This window comes from Sphaerisporangium rubeum (assembly GCF_014207705.1).
In the GTDB taxonomy this organism is placed as follows: domain Bacteria; phylum Actinomycetota; class Actinomycetes; order Streptosporangiales; family Streptosporangiaceae; genus Sphaerisporangium; species Sphaerisporangium rubeum.
Genome location: NZ_JACHIU010000001.1, coordinates 267,871 through 287,421 on the forward strand (window position 1 = coordinate 267,871; position 19,551 = coordinate 287,421).

The following is a 19,551-nucleotide window of genomic DNA, read 5'->3' on the forward strand; positions in this document are numbered from 1 at the left end:
AAGGGGGCCGCCGGGGGGAATAGGTCCCGTCATGAAGGATCACGACACCGCACCCGTGTTTCGGGAACTGGATGTGGACGAGTGCCGCCGCCTGCTGGCGGAAGGCGTCATCGGACGGGTGGGCTTCAACGGGCCGGACGGCCCGGTGGTGCTGCCGGTCAACTACACGATGGACGGCGACACGGTGCTGTTCCGCACCGGTTTCGGCGGCCCGATGGACGACAGCCTGGACACCGGGGCCGCCGGCCTGGAGTTCAAGATCGCCTTCGAGGTCGACCACATCGACACGGCGGCCCGTGAGGGGTGGAGCGTGCTCGTCCAGGGAGCCGCGCACCGCGTCACCTCGGAGGACGAACTCGCGGCCGCGCGGGACGCGGCCGTGGAACCATGGGCCGGAGGTGAACGCGCGCTGCACATCCGTGTCGTGCCGACCCGGATCACCGGCCGCCGGGTCCGCGGTTCGTAGCCCCGGGGTGCGCGTCAGATCGCGGTCACGCCGCGGACCGCGAACTGCGCGCGCACCCGGGCCGTCAGGTCCGGCCCCGGCGGCCGAACATCGGCCAGCGGGAAGGTCAGGCCGAGCCGGCCGTACTTCTCGGCGGCCATCCGGTGGAACGGCAGCACGTCGACGTGCTCGACGTTGCCGAGCCCGGCCACGAACCTGGCGACGGCGTCCACGTGCTCCGGCGCGTCGGTGAGGCCGGGGACGAGCACGAAGCGGACCCAGGTCCGTTTGCCGAGATCGGCCAGGCGGCGCGCGAAGCGCAGAGTCGGTTCGAGATCGCGGCCGGTCAGCGCGCGGTACGCCTCGGGGTCGCCGGACTTGATGTCGAGCAGCACCAGGTCGGTATCGGCGAGCAGCGCGTCATCGGCGCGGTCGCCGAGGAACCCCGAGGTGTCGAGCGCGGTGTGCAGACCGGCGTCCTTGCAGCGCCGCAGCAGCTCCGCCGTGAAGCGGGGCTGGAGCAGCGGCTCGCCGCCGCTGACCGTGACTCCGCCGCCGGCCACCTCGATGAACCTGCGGTACTTGCCGATCTCGGCCATCACCTCGTCCACGGTCACCCTGCGGCCGTCGCGCATACGCCAGGTCTCGGGGTTCTGGCAGTACAGGCAGCGCAGCGGACAGCCGCAGGTGAACACCACGAAACGGCTGCCGGGGCCGTCCACGCCGACCGACAGGTCCCACGAGCTGATCACCCCGGTCCCGTCCGGCGCAGGCGGCGGACGCAACTCGTCCGCCGCCTGCGCCAGGACCTCGTCGCGCGTGTTCACAGCGACCCGTGGAACGTGCGGTCCACGACGTCCTGCTGCTGTTCCCTGGTCAGCCGCACGAAGTTCACCGCGTACCCGGACACGCGGACCGTGAGCTGCGGGTGGTTCTCCGGGTGCTCCATCGCGTCGAGCAGCACGGCCCTGGTCAGCACGTTGACGTTCATGTGGAAGCCACCGGCGTCCATGTATCCGTCGAGCACGCCGACCAGGTTGGTCACCCGCTCCTCATCGGTGCGGCCGAGGCCCTCGGGGGTGACCGTGTTGGTGAGTGAGATGCCGTCCCTGGCCTCGGCGTACGGCAGCTTGGCCACCGACAGCGCGGAGACGATCATGCCGTGCCGGTCGCGTCCGTTCATCGGGTTGGCCCCCGGAGCGAACGGCCGTCCGGCGCGGCGTCCGTCGGGGGTGTTGCCGGTGTGCGCGCCGTACACCACGTTGGAGGTGATCGTCAGCACCGACTGGGTGTGCTCGGCGTCCCGGTACGCCGGGTGCCTGCGGATCTTGGTCATGAACGACCTGACCAGGTCGACGGCGATCCTGTCCGCGCGGTCGTCGTTGTTGCCGTACGCCGGGTAGTCGCCTTCCACCACGTAGTCGACCGCCAGGCCGCTCTTGTCGCGCACCACCCGGACCCGGCCGTACCGGATCGCGGAAAGGCTGTCGGCGGCGACCGACAGGCCGGCGATGCCGCAGGCCAGCGTGCGCTTCACCGGGTAGTTGTGCAGCGCCATCTCGATGCGCTCGTAGGCGTACTTGTCGTGCATGAAGTGGATGACGTTGAGCGCCGAGACGTACGTGCGGGCCAGCCAGTCCATCATGCGGTCGAACGCCGGGGCCACCTCGTCGTAGGTGAGGTACTCGCCGGTGATCGGCAGCGTCACCGGGCCGACCTGTTCACCGGTCACCTCGTCGCGTCCGCCGTTGATCGCGTACAGCAGCGTCTTGGCGAGGTTCACCCGCGCGCCGAAGAACTGCATCTGCTCGCCGACCGGAGCGGCCGACACGCAGCAGGCGATCGCGGTGTCGTCACCGGTGCACGGCCGCATCAGGTCGTCGCTCTCGTACTGGATCGCGCTGGTCTCGATGGACATCCGCGCGCAGAACCGCTTGAACGGTTCCGGCAGTCGCGGCGACCAGAACACCGTGAGGTTCGGCTCCGGCGCGGGGCCGAGGTTCCGCAGCGTCTGCAGGTAGCGGAAGCTCGTCCGGGTGACGAGCGTGCGGCCGTCCTCACCCATGCCGCCGATGGACTCGGTCACCCATGTCGGGTCGCCGGAGAACAGCCGGTCGTACTCGGGGGTCCGCAGGAACCGCACGACGCGCAGCTTGATGACGAAGTCGTCGATGAGCTCCTGCGCGCGTTCCTCGGTGATGAGACCCTCGGCGAGGTCCCGCTGCAGGTAGACGTCGAGGAAGGTCGAGGTGCGGCCGAGCGACATCGCCGCGCCGTTCTGCTCCTTCACCGCCGCGAGGTAGGCGAAGTACAGCCACTGCACGGCCTCCTGCGCGGTGGCGGCGGGACGGGAGATGTCATGGCCGTAGGACGCGGCCATCCGCCGCAGTTCCTCCAGCGCGCGGATCTGCTCGGAGAGCTCCTCGCGGTCGCGGATCACGTCCGCGGTGGAGAACGCGGCGTCCAGGCCGCTCAGTTCGTCCTTCTTCGCCGCGACGAGGCGGTCCACACCGTACAGCGCGACCCGGCGGTAGTCGCCGATGATCCGTCCCCGGCCGTACGCGTCCGGCAGGCCGGTGATGATCCCCGAGCGCCGCGCGGCCTTGATCTCGGGGGTGTAGGCGTCGAACACGCCGTCGTTGTGCGTCTTGCGGTACTTGGTGAAGATCTCCCGCACGGCGGCGGCGGTTTCGTAGCCGTAGGCGGCCAGCCCGTTCTCCACCATCCGCAGGCCACCCTGCGGCATGATCGCTCTCTTGAGCGGCGCGTCGGTCTGCAGTCCGACGATCAGCTCACGTTCCTTGTCGATGTACCCGGGAGCGTGCGCGGTGATGGACGACGGCGTGGTGACGTCCACGTCGTACACGCCTCTGCGCCGCTCCTCCGGCAGCAACTCAGTGATCTTGGCCCAGACGGCGTGGGTACGGCCGGTGGCCCCGGCCAGGAAGCTCTCGTCACCCTCGTACGGTGTGTAGTTGTCCTGAATGAACGCACGTACGTCAATCCGCTCCCGCCACGCCGTGCCACGGAAACCGTGCCATGCGATGACCGGGGCCATCCGTCCCCGGTCCATGGTGACCGTCATCGGAAACCTCCTCGGGTCTCTGCTTCTCCCACCACCCTCCCGCCGGAACACCTGGTTCTCATCGCACAGAGGTCACCGGTCAGCGGGACGAAGGTCCCCTCTCACCGCATCGGTTCGCCTCTACGGCCCGGCCCCGCCGCCGCCGCACCATCGGCGGTACAGACGCCTTGGAGGACGCCATGATGAAGATCGGTATCAACGGTTTCGGCAGGATCGGCCGCGCCGTGCTCCGCGCCGGCCTGGCCCGGGGCCTCGACATCGCCGTGATCAACGACCTGGCCGACGTCGGCACGCTGGCCCACCTGCTCCAGCACGACTCCACCCACGGCACCTACGACAAACCGGTCGCCGCCGCACCAGGCGCACTCGTCGTCGACGGCACACGCATCCCCGTGACCGGCCACCACGACCCGTCCGGCATCGACTGGTACTCCTACGGCGCCGACCTCGTCATCGAGGCCACCGGCCGCTTCCGCACCCGCGCCGACGCCGAGATCCACCTGAAGAACGGCGCGCGCAAGGTCCTCGTCACCGCACCCGGCCGCGGCATGGACGTCACCCTGGTCCCCGGCGTCAACGACCAGGCCTACGACCCCGGCCTCCACCAGATCATCTCGATGGCCTCGTGCACCACCAACTGCGTCGCCCCCATGGTCAAGGTCCTCAACGACACCTTCGGCCTCGTCAAAGGCTTCATGACCACCGTCCACGCCTACACCGCCGACCAGCGCCTCCTCGACGCACCCCACAAAGACCCCCGCCGTGCCCGCTCCGCCGCCGTCAACATCGTCCCCACCACCACCGGCGCCGCACGCATGGTCGGCGAGGTCATCCCCGAACTCGCCGGCCGCCTCGACGGCATAGCCCTCCGCGTCCCCGTCCCCGACGGCTCCCTGACCGACCTCGCCGCCGTCCTCGCGACCCCCGCCACCCCCGAAGAGATCAACGACGCCTTCGCCACAGCCGCCACCGGCCCTCTGGCCGGCATCCTCCGCTACAGCACCGCACCCCTGGTCTCCACCGACATCATCGGCGACCCCTCCTCCTGCGTCTTCGACGCACCCCTCACCCAGTCCGAAGGCACCCTCGTGAAGATCTTCGGCTGGTACGACAACGAATGGGCCTACGCCACCCGCCTCGCCGAAACCGCCACCAGAATCGCCGCAGAACACTGACCCCCTGACCCAAGCTCCAGAGCCCGTCCGCCTTCGCCGGACGGGCTCTTCTCGTAGCGGACCGGCTTCGCGCCGTACGGGACCTTGGCAGGGACCTTCGGCCCTTCGATGCGGACGCTCCGCGCGGTGCCATGGAAGAGACGAAGGAGGCAGTCATGAAAGATGTCGTCGTCGGAGTGGACGGGTCACCGGCGTCACTCGCGGCGGTCCAATGGGCCACCGACGACGCGGTGCGCGCCGGAGTTCCCCTGCGCATCGTGTTCGTCCTGAACCGCGACCCCTACCAGCTCAGAAGATTCCCCGACCCCGAGCTCGACGACCAGCTCACCCGTGGCGCCGCCAAGGTGCTCGCCGAAGCGGAGCAGATCGCGCACGCGCGGTCCGGGGAGGTCGACGTCACCACCCAGATGCTGGAAGGCGCCGCCGGCGAGGTGCTCCGCGACCTGGCCGCCAAGGCCGGCGAGCTGGTGATCGGCACACGCGGCATGGGAGGCTTCGCCAGGCTGGTCGTCGGCTCCGTCAGCATGCAGGTCGCCGGCCGCGCCGCCGGCGCCGTCGTCGTCGTGCCGCACCTGCCGGACCTCACGAAAGGCGAAGTCGTCCTCGGTGTCGACGACACCCCCGAGTGCCTCCCGGCCCTCACCTACGCCTTCGAACAGGCCGCACGCCGCGGCGCCACCCTGCGCGCACTGCACGCCTGGGAACCGGACGTCTACCCCTTCGCGCCGGACATCGGCTACAACATGGAGGAGACCCGCATCGCACACCAGACCGCGGTGGCAAGCCTCCTCGCCAAAGCCCGCGCCGAGTACCCCGGCGTCCAGGTGATCGAGGACGTCCGCCGCGCGCACCCGGTCGAAGCCCTCGCCTCCGCGTCCGAAGGCGCGGACCTGCTCGTCGTCGGCTCTCACGGTCGCGGCCCCGTCACCGCCACCGTCCTCGGCTCGGTGAGCCGCGCCGTCCTCCACCACGCCAGGTGTCCGGTCGCCGTCGTGCGGCCGAGGCTCGATGAGGGGGGTGCCGACTCCTGACGTCAGGCGCCGCGTCGCACGCCGACATCAGGCAAAAGGCCGCTCACCGGAGGAGGACTCCGGTGAGCGGCCTTCGTCGTGGCCGGGTCAGCGCAGGCGGCGGATGTAGGGGGACGGGGTGGGACGGCGGGGGGTCACACGGATTCTGGAGTCGACGGCCACGGCGCCTTCCGGGGTGACGATCACCGGGTTGAGGTCGAGTTCCGCCACCTCGGGGAGGGTGTCCATGAGGTGGCCTACGTGGGTGACGAGGGTCGCCAGGGCTGTGGTGTCGGTTTTGGGGCGGCCTCGGTAGCCGTAGAGCACGGGGGAGCAGCGGAGGTCGGCGATCATTTCGGCGGCGGTGTCGACTCGGAAGGGGGGCATGCGGAAGGAGCGGTCGGCCAGGAGGTCGGCGGTGACGCCTCCCATGCCGACCATGACCAGGGGGCCGAAGGTCGGGTAGTTGACGCCGCCTACGATGATCTCCACGCCTTGTGCGGCCATCGGCTGGACGATGGCGCCGGTCATGGCGGTGCCTATGGAGGCGGACATTTCCTGGTAGGCCTGTTGTACTTCGGCGGCGCCTCGGAGGTTCAGGCGTACGCCGCCGGCTTCGCTCTTGTGGACGGGGCCGGTGACCTTCAAAGCCACGGGGACACCTAGGGACTCGGCGGCCTCGGCGGCGGCTTCTGCGTCGTGGACGGTCAGGGACGGCAGCACCGGGATGTCGAAGTGGCGCAGGAGGCGTTCGGTCAGCTCGGGGGAGAGCCAGCCGTCGGTGCCTTTGACGATCTCGCGGGCCTTCGGGTCGTCCAGGGTGGGGCCGGGGATCTCGGGAGGCAGGTGGCGCCACTCGGCGTAGGCGGCGGCGCGTGCGAGAGCGCGTACGGCCTGCTCGGGGTAGGCGTAGGTCGGGACGAGGCCGTCGATCAGGCCGTCCTCACCCATGACGCAGGCGACGACAGGCTTGGTGGCGCCGCGGGCCGCTTCGGCGATGGCCTGCTTGGTGGCGTCCGCACCTGAGCCGAACGGGGGGGTGTAGACGACGAGGACGGTGTCGGTCTGCGGTGCGGCGAGGGCCTCGGTCACGGCCAGCGCGATGTCTTCCGCGGTGGCGCCGGCGGTCAGGTCGACGGGGTTGTGGAGTGCGGCGGACGGGATGCGGGCCGCGAGCGCCGTTGAGGTGGGGAGTTCGGGGACGAGCAGGCCGTTTCTTTCGCATTCGTCGGCGGTCATGGCTTCCGGGCCGCCGGAGTTGCCGACGATGGCGACGCGGCGGCCGGCGGGGAGGGGTTGCGCGGCCATGAGTCTGGCGGTGTCGATCAGGTCGCGCACGTTGTCGAGGCGGATGACGCCGGCGGCGCGGACCAGTGCGTCCACGGCGATGTCCGGAGTCGCGGCGGCGGCGGTGTGCGAGCGTACGGCGCGGTCGCCGGCGTCGGAACGGCCGCTCTTGACGAGCAGGATCGGCTTGCGGCGGCCGACACGCGATGCGATGCGTGCGAACTTGCGTGGGTTGCCGAACGACTCCAGGTACAGCGCGATCACCTTGGTCGCGTCGTCGTCCTCCCAGTATTCGAGCAGGTCGTTGCCACTCACGTCAGCTTTGTTGCCGACCGACACGAACGACGAGACGGCCAGGCGGTCCAGCAGCGCCGCGCCGACGGCGCCGGACTGCGACAGGACGGCGACGTCGCCTGGCACGGGGGTGTGCGGCAGGAAGCTGGCGTTCAGCCGTGCCGCGGTGTTGACGATTCCGAGGCAGTTGGGGCCGATCAGCCGCATGCCGGCCGTACGACAGACGGCGAGCAGCTCGCGTTCGGCGTCGCGGCCGGCGCTCTCGGCGAAACCGGCGGACAGCACGACGAGGCCCTTGACCCCGGTGGCGGCGCACTCACGAGCGACCTTGACGACCGCCGCGGCCGGCACGGCGACCACGGCCACGTCCACAGGTACCGGGATGGCCGCCATGTCGGGCCAGGCCTCCAGGCCGGCGATGGTCGTGGCGCGCGGGTTCACAGGGTGGATCGCGCCGCGGAAGCCGCTGTCGATCAGGTTGCGGACCACCTTGTGGCCGATGCCGGCGGGGTCGCGTCCCGCGCCGATCACCGCGACCGAGCCGGGGGTCATCAGCGGGGCCAGAGAGGCGCGTTCGGCCTCGTGGTCGCGGGCCGCGAGGCGTTCCATGAGCCGTACGCCAGGGGTGAGGTCCACCAGGACGTCCGCGGTCGCGCCGTTGTAGCCGACCTCCACTTCCAGGCCGAGATCACGCAGAACCCGCAGCATCGCGGTGTTGGCGCTGAGCACCTGCGCGATGAGCGTCCCGACGCCTTCGGCGGCGGCGAGAGCCGCCAGGTGTTCGAGCAGCAGCGTGCCGAGTCCTTCGCCTTGGGCCTCGTCGCCGATCAGGACGGCCATGTCGGCGGTCCCGTCGCCGTACGGCGTGTACTCGGCGATGCCGGCCACGCGGCCACGCACCACCGCGACGAGCGCGCGGCCCTGGTGACCCGGCGCCGTGACGCGGTCCATGTAGGTGTGCGCGGTGGCACGTCCCCCGGTGAAGAACCGCAGGTACGCCGACCGCTCGGAGCTGCGGTCGACCAGGTCGTGCAGCGCGGCGAGGTCGCCTGGCGTGAGCGAGCGCACGTGAGCGATGGTGCCGTCACGCAACAGCACGTCGCATTCGACGGGGCTTGCGTCGGACATGGCGCGGATTCCCGATTCGACGGGGGACATGGCACGACTCCTTCACTGGTTTCCGCCGTCAGGTTCTCCCCGGCCGGGGTGCGGCGAGGAGAGCCGGACGGCCCGGCCCCGGAGGACTTTGGTCCGCGGCCCGCAGGTGACGAGACCACCGAGCCGGCCCGTACCGGACACCGGGACCAGCCCGGCTTCACGTGATCAGGACCCCGGTGGTTCCGTGCCGCGCGTCAAGGCCGGCCTGGCTTCACGTGATCAGGCCCCGGCGGTTCTGTGGCAGGTCACAGGACCGATGGCGCGGTGTGCCGGGACCAAGGTCCTCACCCCGTGAGCCTCCCGGCCCTACGCCGGGTCGTGCGGCCGGGAGGACCCTCGCAGGAGTTCGCTATGACTTGGAGTCCCCGATGGACGTCTTGGACCTGTCGCGATGGCAGTTCGGCATCACGACCGTGTACCACTTCCTCTTCGTCCCGTTGACGATCGGCTTGTCGCTTGTCGTGGCCGGCCTGCAGACGGCCTGGTATCGCACGAAGAAACCCGCCTACCTGCGTCTTACCCGGTTCTGGGGCCGGCTGTTCCTGATCAACTTCGCCATGGGTGTGGTGACGGGGATCGTGCAGGAGTTCCAGTTCGGGATGAACTGGAGTGAGTACTCGCGGTTCGTCGGGGACGTCTTCGGTGCGCCGCTGGCCATGGAAGGGCTGATCGCCTTCTTCCTGGAGTCGACGTTCCTCGGCCTGTGGATCTTCGGCTGGGACAAACTGCCGCCGCGTGTGCACCTGGCGACGATCTGGCTGGCGTCGATCGGCACGGCCCTGTCGGCGTACTTCATCCTGGCGGCCAACTCCTGGATGCAGCACCCGGTGGGTTACCGGATCAACCCTGTGACGCATCGGGCCGAGCTGACCGACATCTGGGCCGTGCTGACCAACTCCACGACCCTGGTGACCTTCCCTCACGTGATCTTCGGCGCGTTCGTCACGGCCGGCGCGTTCGTGGCGGGGATCAGCGCCTGGCAGATCGCACGGCGGCGCGACGTCGCGATGTTCCGCACGTCGCTGCGGCTCGCCATGGTCGTCGGTCTGGTCGCCGCCGGAGGTGTCGCGCTGTCCGGCCACTGGCAGGCGCAGATCATGACCGAGCAGCAGCCGATGAAGATGGCCGCGGCCGAGGCGCTGTGGCAGGACGAGTCGTCGGCCGGATTCTCGCTGTTCGCGATCGGCGACGTGGAGAACGGCCGCAACCGCGTCAACCTCCAGGTGCCGAACGGCCTGAGCGTGCTCGCCACCAACACCCTGGACGGCCGGGTCGAGGGCATCAACGACATCCAGGCCCGCTACCTGGCGCTGTACGGCGCGGGGGACTACCGGCCGGTCATCGGGCTCGCGTACTGGAGCTTCCGGCTGATGATCGGCTTCGGCTTCCTCGCCGGGCTGCTGTCGCTGGCCGGGCTGTGGCTGACGCGGCGCGGCAGGACCCCGGCGAGCCCGTGGTTCACCCGGGTCGCGGTCGCCGGGATCGCGTTGCCGTTCCTCGCCAACTCACTCGGCTGGGTCTTCACCGAGATGGGACGACAGCCGTGGACGGTCTTCGGCGTCATGCGCACCGCCGCCGCCGTCTCACCCGGCGCCGACGTCCCCGAGGTCGCGATCAGCCTCGTCGGCTTCACCCTGGTCTACGCGGTGCTGGCGGCCATCGAGGTGCGGCTGCTGCTCAAGTTCATCCGCCTCGGCCCCGAGCCCGACCCCGGCGCGGAGACCCCCGCCGAGCCGCTGCCGGCCCTGTCGTACTAGCCGCACCGGAAAGCGAAGACCATGGAACTCACCACCGTATGGTTCGTCCTCATCGCCGTCCTGTGGACCGGCTACTTCGTGCTGGAGGGCTTCGACTTCGGCGTCGGCGTGCTGCTGCCGTTCCTCGCGGGGGACGAGGCCGAGCGGCGCCTGGTCTACCGCGCCATCGGCCCGGTGTGGGACGGCAACGAGGTGTGGCTGCTCGTGGCGGGTGGCGCGACGTTCGCGGCCTTCCCCGAGTGGTACGCGACGCTGTTCAGCGGCTTCTACCTGCCGCTGTTCCTCATCCTGCTCGCGCTGATCGCACGCGGCGTCGCACTGGAGTACCGCGCCAAGAGCGACCGCACCCGCGCCTGGGACCACGCGTTCTTCTGGGGGTCGCTGATCCCCGCGTTCCTGTGGGGTGTGGCGTTCGCGAACATCGTGCGCGGCGTCCCCCTGGACGCCGACCACGAGTACACCGGCACCCTGCTCACGCTGCTCAACCCGTACGCGCTCCTCGGCGGGGTCGCCACACTCACGCTGTTCACCTTCCACGGCGCGGTGTTCCTGGCGTTGCGCACCGTCGGCGAACTGCGCGCCGGCGCGACGCGGCTCGCACTCCAGGCAGGCCTCGCGTCGGTGCTCGCCGGCGGCGCGTTCCTGCTGCTCACCCAGCTCGACGGCGGCAGAACGGCCACCTGGATCACCGCGGGGATCGCCACCGCCGGGTTGCTCGCGGCCCTGGTCGCGACGCGGGCCGGCCGGGACGGACTGGCGTTCACCGCCACCGCGACGGCGATCGTCGCCGTGACGGCCACCCTGTTCGGCAATCTGTGGCCCGACGTCATGCCGGCCCTCGACCCCGCCAACAGCCTCACGGTGGTCAACGCCGCCTCCACGCCGTACACGCTCGGGGTCATGACGTGGGTCGCGGCGATCTTCACTCCTGTGGTGTTGCTGTACCAGGGGTGGACCTACTGGGTGTTCCGCAAGCGGCTCACCAACGACCCCCTGGAAAAGGCCATAAGTCCCTGACCTGCGGATCCGTCCAGGTGATGGACTGATGACATGACGAACCATCTGCGTTCAGCGGTGGAGGCCGCCGTCTGGGCCCCGTCGCTGCACAACAGCCAGCCCTGGTCCTTCGTCATCGAGGGAGACGAGATCCGGGTGCGCGCCGACCCCGAGCGCTGGTCACGCGCCGGTGATCCCGAGGGCCGTGAACAGCTCATCAGTTGCGGCGCCGCTCTGTTCACCATCAGGACGGCCCTGCGCGCCGCCGGCCTGCGGCCCGTGGTCACCGTCCTCCCCGACCCCGACCGGCCCGCTGTACTGGCGTCCGTCAGGGCCGACGGCCCGATGGACGCCGACGAGCAGGTGAAGCTCATGAACGAGCAGATCCCGGCCCGGCGGACCCACCGTGCCGGTTTCGCCGATGAACCTGTGCCGCAGGACCTGGTGACCGCACTGGTCAAACAGGCCGAGGCCGAAGGAGCACACCTGCTGCTCGTGGAGCAGGACGCGGCGGTGCGTGCTCTCGCGGCGATCACCGCCGCGGCCCAGGAGATCCAGGCCGGCGACCGTGCCTTCACCCTCGAGTCCGTCAAATGGGGCCGTCCTCCCGGCAGCCGCCACGGCGACGGCGTTCCGGCCGCCGCCTACCCCCGGGACCCGCGCCGCACGTCCCCGCACTTCGCACAACGTGACTACGCGCACGGCAACGCCTGGGGCACCGGAGAGGACCGCGGCGACGAGACCGCGACAGGCCTCGTGGCCATGATCACGACCCGCGCCGACGACCGCCGCGACTGGATCGCCGCCGGCCAGGCCCTGCAACGCGTACTGCTGCACGCCGCCGCGAACGGCGTGCGCGCCGCCTTCCACACACAGGCCCTGGAACGGCCGCTGCTACGCGCCTTCATCCGCGAGGAACTCTGCGCCGGCGAACACCCCCAGATGATCCTCAGACTCGGCCACACCGGCACCGAGACCCACGGCGTCCGGCGTCCGGTCCACGAGGTCCTGGACGAGAAATAGCAGGCCCCGTGCTCCTGGCACGTGATCAGCCGCCACGATGGCAGGCCCGCCGTGGGGGACGGCACAGATACCGGAAACCGGCGCGCGGACCGGCCGGAAGGCAAAAGGCCATGGCCGAGGCCGCGTACGGCTCCTAAGTCCCTGGCGTCTCCGGCCGGTCCTTGAGCCGCGCGGCCAACGCGGCGGCCTGGGTGCGGCGTTGCATGTTGAGCTTGCTCAGCAGGTTCGACACGTAATTCTTCACGGTCTTCTCCGCGAGGAACATCCGCTCGCCGATCTGCCGGTTGGTCAACCCTTCGCCGATCAGCTCCAGAATGGTCCGCTCCTGGTCCGACAGCACCGCGAGCGGATCCTTGCGAGTCGCCTGGTCCCGCAGCCGGTGCAGCATCGCCGCCGTCGTCTGCGGGTCGAGCAGCGACTGCCCCGCCGCGACGGTACGCACCGCGCCGACCAGGTCCGAGCCGTGGATCTGCTTGAGCACATACCCCGAGGCCCCCGCCATGACCGCCTCGAACAGCGCGTCGTCATCGGCATAAGAGGTCAACATGAGGCAGTTCAACCCCGGCACCCGGCTCCGCACCTCACGGCACACCTCCACACCGCTGCCGTCCGGCAGCCGCACATCGAGCACCGCGACATCCGGCCGAAGCGCCGGAATCCGCGCCACCGCCGACTCGGCCGTCCCCGCCTCACCGATGACCTCGATATCGTCCTCGGCCTCCAGCAACGCCGCGACACCCCGCCGAACGACCTCATGATCATCGAGAAGGAAAACACGAATCATAGAACCGAATCTATGCACCTCCGGCCCCTACCGGTAGTGACCATGGTCCCGTGTCCCGCCGACACAGGACCTGTCCCCTCGGCCGGAGCCTCCTGGTTCGCGTCCTCGTCGCTACCGATCAGCGGCCGAACTCGCCACCCTTGACGCCGCGCAGGAACGCCGACCACTCGCCGGAGCTGAAGATCAATGCGGGCCCGGTCGTGTTCTTGCTGTCCCGGACTCCGACGATGCCGAGCAGATTCGATGCCACCTCGACACAGTTCCCACCACTGTCCCCACTGCGAGAACTCTTTCTCCATGCGGCTTGGGTCAGGTCTACGGTCACGACTGATGCCTCCTCGGCCTTTGGCTCTGGCCGGATGTGTCGGCTCAGGAGAATTCGCCGTCATTCAGGGAGGAAACCCTCCAGAACGCATCAAAAGATGCGAATCATGACAAGTCAGGACATGGAATCGAACATTCCTTTCTTGATCTCTCCAATGAAATGCCGCCACTCGGTCGGCCTGAAAACAAGTTTGGAGCCCGCGGGGAACTTGCTGTCGCGTACCGCGATCGCGTGGGGCAGGTTGGTCGCGATCTCGACGCATTGCCCGCCGTTGTCGGAGGAGTATGACGACTTCCGCCACGCGGCGGTGCTCAGGTCCACTCTCGTCTCGCCTCCTCGATCATTTCAAGGACACATGCTCAGGATAGGCCCATGCTCGTACGGCTTCATATCGGTTGCGTATGGATGCTACGAATTCGTGTTCGCTTGTAATCTGTCCCTGGACCGGTGAGTCCGCATGGATGACATCTGGCTGTCCATGGGGAAGTTCTGCGATCATGAAGGCGCCTGCCAGTCCCGCGAGACAGTCGGGGTCGACGACCTGAATGGTCACGTTAGGTCGTTCGGCCACCTCAAGCAGGTAGCCGAGTTGTTCGCTCATCACCTCGGAGCCGCCTACCCGGCGGCGTAGTACGCCTGCGTCGAAGAGGACGAGCACCGACGGCGGGTTTTGTGCGTCGAGAATCTTGCGGCGGCGCAGGCGGGCCTCGACTCGCTTTTCCACATCTTCCGGGACGGCTCGTGGGGCACGGCTGAAGAGCTGGCGTGCGTACGCCTCGGTCTGGAGGAGGCCGGGGATGAGGAGGGGGTCCCAGGATCGGAGGACCACGGCGGTGGGTTCGATCTCTTCGGTCCAGCCTTCGAACCAGATGGGGCCGCTGGGACGGGCCACGATGCGGCGGCGCAGGCCGGCGAAGTAGGTGGTGCCTTCGCCGCCGAAGAGGCGGTCGAGGCGTTCGGCGTCGGATTTGGATGGGGTTCTGGTGGCGGACTCAAGGCGGCTTACCTGCGTCTGGGTGCAGCCGAGGCGGGTGGCTACGGCGGCTTGGGACAGTTGCGCGGCTTCGCGCATGCGGCGCATTTCTGCGCCGAAGAGTGTGCGGGGGGGAGCCGGGATCGGGGAAGTGTTCGACGCTCATTCGCGATACTCCCGAAACAGATGAAATCGGGCTTTTTATCTATGGCGGCGATGTCAGGCCTAGGTTTTATCAAACCTGTCGATGTCATCATCGGTCATCTTCTGGGACATCGTTCTGGCCGTGGAATCACAGGTCACGAAGGCAATCTAAGCACACGTCATATTCATCCGGCGGTACGGAAAAGAAAATTCACTGGATGTGTATCAGCGAGGGTGGGACGAGTGAACAGAGATCGAAAGGGTCGCGTTCGGCGGGTCTGGTGGGGCCGGTTGTGGCGGTACGGGGTCGCGAGCCGGTCGGTCGTGGTCCGCCAGAGCGCTGTGCTCGGCACATGCGCGCTTCAGTGCCAGAGCGTCGGTGAGGCCTCGGTCGGCTCGGGGTTCGGCTATTGCTCGGGGTTGTCGTAGCGGACGGTGAGGTGGTCGGCCGGTGCGTCGATGTGGATGACGGCGCCGTCGCGTACGTCGCCGGCGACCAAGGCGCGGGCTATCCGGGTCTCCACCTCGCGTGCGATGAAGCGGCGCAGAGGTCGTGCGCCGTAGACGGGGTCGAAGCCCTGTTCTGCTATGTGGTGCAGAGCTGCTTCTGTGATGTCGAGGGTCATGCGGCGATCGGACAGGCGGGTTCTGATGTCGTTGAACATCAAAGAGACGATGCGTTCGATCTCCGGTTCTGTCAGGGGTTTGAAGAGGACGGTGTCGTCCACCCGGTTGAGGAACTCTGGACGGAAGTGGCGGCGTAGGTCGCTGAGGACGAGGTCGCGGGCTCTTGGTGCGATCTCGCCGGTGTGGGTCACGCCGCTTTCCATCAGGTGTTGCGAGCCGATGTTCGACGTCATGATGATCACGGTGTTGCGGAAGTCCACCGTGCGGCCTTGCGCGTCGGTGAGGCGGCCGTCGTCGAGGACCTGGAGGAGGATGTTGAAGACGTCGGTGTGGGCTTTTTCCATTTCGTCGAACAGGACTACTGAGTACGGTTTGCGGCGGACGGCCTCGGTCAGTTGGCCGCCTTCCTCGTAGCCGATGTAGCCGGGGGGTGCGCCTACCAGGCGGCTGACGGTGTGGCGTTCCTGGTATTCGCTCATGTCCACGCGGACGATGCTCTCTTCGGTGTCGAACAACGCCTCGGCGAGCGCTTTGGCGAGTTCGGTCTTTCCTACGCCGGTCGGGCCGAGGAAGATGAAGGAGCCGATGGGACGGCGGGGGTCCTTGATGCCGGAGCCGGCGCGGATGATGGCGTCGGCTACGGACTGGACGGCCTGGTCCTGGCCGATGACGCGTTCGTGCAGGATTTCGTCGAGGTGGAGGAGTTTCTCGCGTTCGCCTTCCTTGAGGCGTGTTACCGGGATGCCGGTCCACCGGGACACGATGCCGGCGATCTCGTCCTCGGTCACGACTTCGCGGAGCAGGCGGTGGCCGGACTGTTTGGACTCCAGGGCCTCCTCGGCGGCGCGGAGGCGGCGGGTCAGTTCGGGGAGCTTTCCGTGGGTCAGTTCGGCGGCCTTGTTCAGGTCGTAGGCACGCTCGGCGCGTTCGGCTTCGCGGCGCACGGACTCGATCTCCTGGCGTAGGTGCTGCACTTTGCGCAGGGAGTGGCGTTCGGCTTCCCACTGCGCGCGCATGGCGTCTGCTTCGGCGCGCAGGTCGGCTAGTTCTTTGCGCAGGGATTCGAGGCGGCGGACGCTCGCGGGGTCGTCCTCTTTGGCGAGTGCGGCGTCCTCGATCTCCAGGCGGGTGACGCGGCGGATGAGTTCGTCGAGTTCGGCCGGCATGGAGTCGATCTCGGTGCGGAGCATGGCGCAGGCCTCGTCGACCAGGTCGATGGCCTTGTCCGGGAGGAAGCGGTCGGAGATGTAGCGGTGGCTGAGGACCACGGCGGCGACGATGGCGCCGTCCTGGATGGTGACGCCGTGGTAGACCTCCAGGCGTTCGCGCAGGCCGCGCAGGATCGAGATGGCGTCCTCCTCGGACGGCTCGTCCACGTACACCGGCTGGAAGCGGCGTTCCAGTGCGGCGTCCTTCTCGATGTGCTTGCGGTACTCGGTGACCGTGGTGGCGCCGATCATGTGGAGTTCACCGCGTGCGAGCATGGGTTTGAGCATGTTGCCGGCGTCCATGGCGCCTTCTGCGGCGCCGGCGCCGACGACGTTGTGCAGTTCGTCGACGAAGAGGAGGATGCGGCCGTCGGAGGCCTTGACCTCGGCGAGTACGGCTTTCAGGCGTTCCTCGAACTCGCCTCGGTACTTGGCGCCGGCGATGAGCGAGCCCATGTCCAGGCTGAAGATGGTGCGATCCCTCAGGCCCTCCGGTACGTCGCCGCTGTTGACGCGCTGCGCGAGGCCCTCGACGATGGCGGTCTTGCCGACGCCGGGGTCGCCGATGAGCACCGGGTTGTTCTTGGTCTTGCGGGAGAGGATCTGCACGACGCGGCGGATCTCGGCGTCCCGGCCGATCACCGGGTCGAGCTTGCCGGCCGCGGCGGCCGCCACCAGGTCGGTGCCGTACTTCTCCAGGGCCTCGTACGCGCCTTCCGGGTGGGCCGAGACGACGCGCTGGTTGCCGCGGATGCGGGTGAGCACCTGGAGCAGGCGGTCCCGGGTCACGCCGTGGCCTTCCAGCAGGCGTCCGGCCGGGGCCTCGGCGCCTTCGTCGAGCAGGCCGAGCAGCAGGTGTTCCACCGAGACGTACTCGTCCTTGAGGCGCTTGGCCTCGCGGTCGGCGGCGTCGAACAGCCGTGCCAGCCGCTTGGTCACGTAGACCTCGCCGGGTGCGGCGCCGGGGCCGCTGACGCGCGGGAGACGCTCCAGCTCGGCGTCCAGTTCGAGCAGCAGCTTGTCGGTGTCGGCTCCCGCCGCGGCGAGCAGGCGGGGGGCCAGGCCGTCCGGCTGGCAGACCAGGGCCAGCAGCAGGTGCTCGCCGTCGACCTCGGTGTGGCCGTAGCGGATCGCCTTGGTCTGCGCGTCGTGCAGGGCTTCCTGGGACTTCTGCGTCAGACGGTTCACATCCACGATGCGCCTCCCGTGTCCGCTCTCAGCTCTACCCGGCCCCAGGTCGCAAATCGGACATAAAACACAAAACTCTTGAGGTGTGCCGGTGCGCGGAACCCGGACGATCAGTGTCGTCCCAGGTCAAAGGGGTAGGGCTGCGGACGTACGAGTGGTACGGCCCGGCGGGATGCCGCCGGCCGCCCGGCCAGGTGAGGTTCCACATGAGCACAACGATCAATCGGCAGGCCCACCGGCTCGCCGAGGCGCTGGAACGAGGGCTGCACGTCGTGCGCTTCACGCCGTCGGGAGGGCTGCACGCGGCGATCACGGTCAACCGGCCGCGCCACGAGGTGTACCGGTTCTGGCGCGATCTGGAGAATCTGCCTCGGTTCATGGCGCACGTCGAGTCGGTGGTCACCGTTCCCGGCGGCGGCTCGCACTGGCGGGTACGAGGACCCGCGAACCGGATCATCGAATGGGACGCGGAGATCACCCGCGACCGTGAGGACGAGCTCATCTCGTGGCGGTCGCTCGGCGGCGCGGCCACGCGGCACCGAGGCTCGGTGCGCTTCACCGACGCGCCAGGCGGTCGCGGCACCGAGGTACGGGTCGAGATGGAGTACCGCACACCCGGCGGCAGAGCGGGCCTCGTGGTCGCGCGGCTGTTCGGCGAGCACCCCGAACAGCAGGTACGCGACGACCTGCGCCGCTTCAAGCAAGTCATGGAGACCGGCGAGGTGGCACGTTCGGCAGGCAGCCCGGAAGGCCCCCGCGCGTGGCGGCAGTTCTTCCAGCACAAGGCCCAGCCCGCCGAGCACGCGCGGCGGCCCGCTCAGCACGCGAGCCGCTGAGCCGCTGCGAACCGTCGTCTCCTGGCGAGATGAGGAGGACCCATGAAGGCCAACTGCTGGATGGGACGCAACAAGGTGGAGGTCCTGGACGTGCCGGAACCGGGGATCCTGAATCCCCGCGACGCCGTCGTCCGCGTCACCTCGACCGCGATCTGCGGCTCCGACCTGCACCTGTACGACGGCTACATCCCCACCATGCGGAAAGGGGACGTCCTCGGCCACGAGTTCATGGGGGAGGTGGTGGAGGTCGGCCCCGGGGTGGCGAACCTGCGGCCCGGCGACCGGGTGGTCGTGCCGTTCCCGATCGCCTGCGGCGCCTGCCTCGCCTGCGAGCACGGCATGTACTCGCTGTGCGAGAACTCCAACCCGAACGCGGGGCTCGCGGAGAAGATGATGGGCCACTCGCCGGCCGGCATCTTCGGGTATTCGCACATGCTCGGCGGCTACCCCGGCGGCCAGGCGCAGTACGCGCGCGTGCCGTTCGCCGACATCGGCCCGATCAAGATTGACGACGACCTGCCGGACGAGAAGGTGCTGTTCCTCTCCGACATCCTGCCGACCGGCTGGATGGGTGCCGAGATGTGCGACATCAAGCCCGGTGACGTGATCGCCGTCTGGGGTGCGGGCCCCGTCGGCCAGTTCGCCGCCGCCGCGGCGCTCCAGCTCGGCGCGGAACAGGTCGTCAGCATCGACCGCTTCCCGTACCGGCTGGAGATCGCCGGACGGGCCGGCGCGCTGACGCTCAACTACGAGGAGGTCGACGTCCTCGACGCGCTGCGCGACATCACCGCGGGCCGCGGCCCCGACGCCTGCATCGACGCCGTCGGCATGGAGGCCCACTACCCGGTGGCCGCCGTGCAGGCGTACGACCGCGCCAAGCAGGCGGCGCGCCTGGAGACCGACCGGCCGCACGCGCTGCGCGAGGCCATCATGGCGTGCCGCAACGGCGGCATCGTGTCCGTGATCGGCGTGTACGGCGGCTTCGTGGACAAGTTCCCGATGGGTTCGTTCATGAACCGCTCACTGACCATGCGGACCGGTCAGTGCCACGTGCAGCGGTACATGAAGCCGCTGCTCGACCGGATCCGCGAGGGCTTCGACCCGTCGTTCGTCATCACCCACCACATGCGACTGGAGGACGCGCCGCGCGCGTTCGAGATGTTCAAGAACAAGGAGCACTACTGCAACAAGGTCGTCCTGAGCCCCTGGTGACCGGCGGGCCGCTCCTGCCAGGAG

The 19,551-nt window shown here is 68.9% G+C and carries 16 protein-coding genes; 8 read left to right on the plus strand and 8 right to left on the minus strand.

Features of this window, described 5'->3' with window-relative positions; all coding sequences use genetic code 11:
* Positions 1 to 31 precede the first annotated feature (31 nt).
* Complete coding sequence (locus tag BJ992_RS01175; protein ID WP_184978115.1) at positions 32 to 466, plus strand: pyridoxamine 5'-phosphate oxidase family protein; 435 nt, start codon at positions 32 to 34, stop codon at positions 464 to 466.
* A gap of 14 nt (positions 467 to 480) precedes the next feature.
* On the opposite strand, the gene pflA is transcribed toward BJ992_RS01175, so the two are convergent.
* Positions 481 to 1,272 (minus strand): pyruvate formate-lyase-activating protein, encoded by a 792-nt coding sequence (pflA, locus tag BJ992_RS01180; RefSeq protein ID WP_343072442.1) that lies wholly within the window; start codon positions 1,270 to 1,272, stop codon positions 481 to 483.
* Entirely contained in the window at positions 1,269 to 3,530 is a 2,262-nt protein-coding gene (pflB, locus tag BJ992_RS01185; protein ID WP_184978116.1) for a formate C-acetyltransferase, read from the minus strand. Before pflB ends, pflA begins: the two co-directional genes overlap by 4 nt.
* 179 nt (positions 3,531 to 3,709) lie before the next feature.
* Between pflB and gap the strand changes: the two genes are divergently transcribed.
* Complete coding sequence (gene gap, locus BJ992_RS01190; protein ID WP_425503635.1) at positions 3,710 to 4,705, plus strand: type I glyceraldehyde-3-phosphate dehydrogenase; 996 nt, start codon at positions 3,710 to 3,712, stop codon at positions 4,703 to 4,705.
* Positions 4,706 to 4,860: 155 nt separating this feature from the next.
* Positions 4,861 to 5,736, plus strand: a complete 876-nt coding sequence (locus tag BJ992_RS01195; protein ID WP_184978117.1) for a universal stress protein — start codon at positions 4,861 to 4,863, stop codon at positions 5,734 to 5,736.
* An 87-nt stretch (positions 5,737 to 5,823) separates the two neighbouring features.
* On the opposite strand, the gene BJ992_RS01200 is transcribed toward BJ992_RS01195, so the two are convergent.
* The gene (locus BJ992_RS01200; protein WP_246496488.1) at positions 5,824 to 8,454 is read right to left on the minus strand and encodes a bifunctional acetate--CoA ligase family protein/GNAT family N-acetyltransferase; all 2,631 of its coding nucleotides are present in this window, start codon (positions 8,452 to 8,454) and stop codon (positions 5,824 to 5,826) included.
* Between the two features lie 368 nt (positions 8,455 to 8,822).
* Here BJ992_RS01200 and BJ992_RS01205 point away from each other — a divergent pair, with 368 nt between their 5' ends.
* From BJ992_RS01205 to BJ992_RS01215, 3 genes are read left to right on the plus strand one after another with little or no spacing between them, the layout of a single operon-like run.
* The gene (locus tag BJ992_RS01205) at positions 8,823 to 10,211 is read left to right on the plus strand and encodes a cytochrome ubiquinol oxidase subunit I (RefSeq protein WP_184978118.1); all 1,389 of its coding nucleotides are present in this window, start codon (positions 8,823 to 8,825) and stop codon (positions 10,209 to 10,211) included.
* Positions 10,212 to 10,232: 21 nt separating this feature from the next.
* Entirely contained in the window at positions 10,233 to 11,228 is a 996-nt protein-coding gene (gene cydB / locus BJ992_RS01210; protein WP_184978119.1) for a cytochrome d ubiquinol oxidase subunit II, read from the plus strand.
* 33 nt (positions 11,229 to 11,261) lie between these two features.
* Positions 11,262 to 12,230 carry an Acg family FMN-binding oxidoreductase gene (locus BJ992_RS01215; RefSeq protein ID WP_184978120.1) on the plus strand — a complete coding sequence of 323 codons (969 nt, stop codon included), beginning with the start codon at positions 11,262 to 11,264 and terminating at the stop codon, positions 12,228 to 12,230.
* A 133-nt stretch (positions 12,231 to 12,363) separates the two neighbouring features.
* Here the strand turns inward: BJ992_RS01215 and BJ992_RS01220 are convergent, their stop codons facing one another.
* From BJ992_RS01220 to clpB, 5 genes are all read right to left on the minus strand, one after another.
* Entirely contained in the window at positions 12,364 to 13,014 is a 651-nt protein-coding gene (locus BJ992_RS01220) for a response regulator transcription factor (protein WP_184987410.1), read from the minus strand.
* Positions 13,015 to 13,132: 118 nt separating this feature from the next.
* Positions 13,133 to 13,339 (minus strand): DUF397 domain-containing protein, encoded by a 207-nt coding sequence (locus BJ992_RS01225; protein WP_184978121.1) that lies wholly within the window; start codon positions 13,337 to 13,339, stop codon positions 13,133 to 13,135.
* Between the two features lie 114 nt (positions 13,340 to 13,453).
* The gene (locus BJ992_RS01230; protein WP_184978122.1) at positions 13,454 to 13,660 is read right to left on the minus strand and encodes a DUF397 domain-containing protein; all 207 of its coding nucleotides are present in this window, start codon (positions 13,658 to 13,660) and stop codon (positions 13,454 to 13,456) included.
* 19 nt (positions 13,661 to 13,679) lie between these two features.
* On the minus strand, positions 13,680 to 14,420 hold the full coding sequence (locus BJ992_RS01235; RefSeq protein ID WP_184978123.1) for a helix-turn-helix domain-containing protein: 741 nt from the start codon (positions 14,418 to 14,420) through the stop codon (positions 13,680 to 13,682).
* 443 nt (positions 14,421 to 14,863) lie between these two features.
* Complete coding sequence (gene clpB, locus BJ992_RS01240; RefSeq protein WP_184978124.1) at positions 14,864 to 17,485, minus strand: ATP-dependent chaperone ClpB; 2,622 nt, start codon at positions 17,483 to 17,485, stop codon at positions 14,864 to 14,866.
* Positions 17,486 to 17,685: 200 nt separating this feature from the next.
* Here clpB and BJ992_RS01245 point away from each other — a divergent pair, with 200 nt between their 5' ends.
* Together BJ992_RS01245 and BJ992_RS01250 are read left to right on the plus strand one after the other, a co-directional pair.
* Positions 17,686 to 18,315, plus strand: a complete 630-nt coding sequence (locus BJ992_RS01245) for an SRPBCC family protein (protein WP_184978125.1) — start codon at positions 17,686 to 17,688, stop codon at positions 18,313 to 18,315.
* A 42-nt stretch (positions 18,316 to 18,357) separates the two neighbouring features.
* Positions 18,358 to 19,527 (plus strand): zinc-dependent alcohol dehydrogenase, encoded by a 1,170-nt coding sequence (locus tag BJ992_RS01250; protein ID WP_184978126.1) that lies wholly within the window; start codon positions 18,358 to 18,360, stop codon positions 19,525 to 19,527.
* The last annotated feature ends 24 nt before the right edge of the window (positions 19,528 to 19,551 follow it).

Coding starts and splice junctions, on each gene's coding strand:
- BJ992_RS01250 (WP_184978126.1), top strand. CDS start 18,358: ATGAAGGCCAACTGCTGGATGGGACGCAACAAGGTGGAGGTCCTGGAC.
- BJ992_RS01220 (WP_184987410.1), bottom strand. CDS start 13,014: ATGATTCGTGTTTTCCTTCTCGATGATCATGAGGTCGTTCGGCGGGGT.
- pflB (WP_184978116.1), bottom strand. CDS start 3,530: ATGACGGTCACCATGGACCGGGGACGGATGGCCCCGGTCATCGCATGG.
- BJ992_RS01200 (WP_246496488.1), bottom strand. CDS start 8,454: ATGTCCCCCGTCGAATCGGGAATCCGCGCCATGTCCGACGCAAGCCCC.
- BJ992_RS01235 (WP_184978123.1), bottom strand. CDS start 14,420: ATGCGCCGCATGCGCGAAGCCGCGCAACTGTCCCAAGCCGCCGTAGCC.
- BJ992_RS01175 (WP_184978115.1), top strand. CDS start 32: ATGAAGGATCACGACACCGCACCCGTGTTTCGGGAACTGGATGTGGAC.
- gap (WP_425503635.1), top strand. CDS start 3,710: ATGATGAAGATCGGTATCAACGGTTTCGGCAGGATCGGCCGCGCCGTG.
- BJ992_RS01195 (WP_184978117.1), top strand. CDS start 4,861: ATGAAAGATGTCGTCGTCGGAGTGGACGGGTCACCGGCGTCACTCGCG.
- cydB (WP_184978119.1), top strand. CDS start 10,233: ATGGAACTCACCACCGTATGGTTCGTCCTCATCGCCGTCCTGTGGACC.
- BJ992_RS01215 (WP_184978120.1), top strand. CDS start 11,262: ATGACGAACCATCTGCGTTCAGCGGTGGAGGCCGCCGTCTGGGCCCCG.
- BJ992_RS01245 (WP_184978125.1), top strand. CDS start 17,686: ATGAGCACAACGATCAATCGGCAGGCCCACCGGCTCGCCGAGGCGCTG.
- BJ992_RS01205 (WP_184978118.1), top strand. CDS start 8,823: ATGGACGTCTTGGACCTGTCGCGATGGCAGTTCGGCATCACGACCGTG.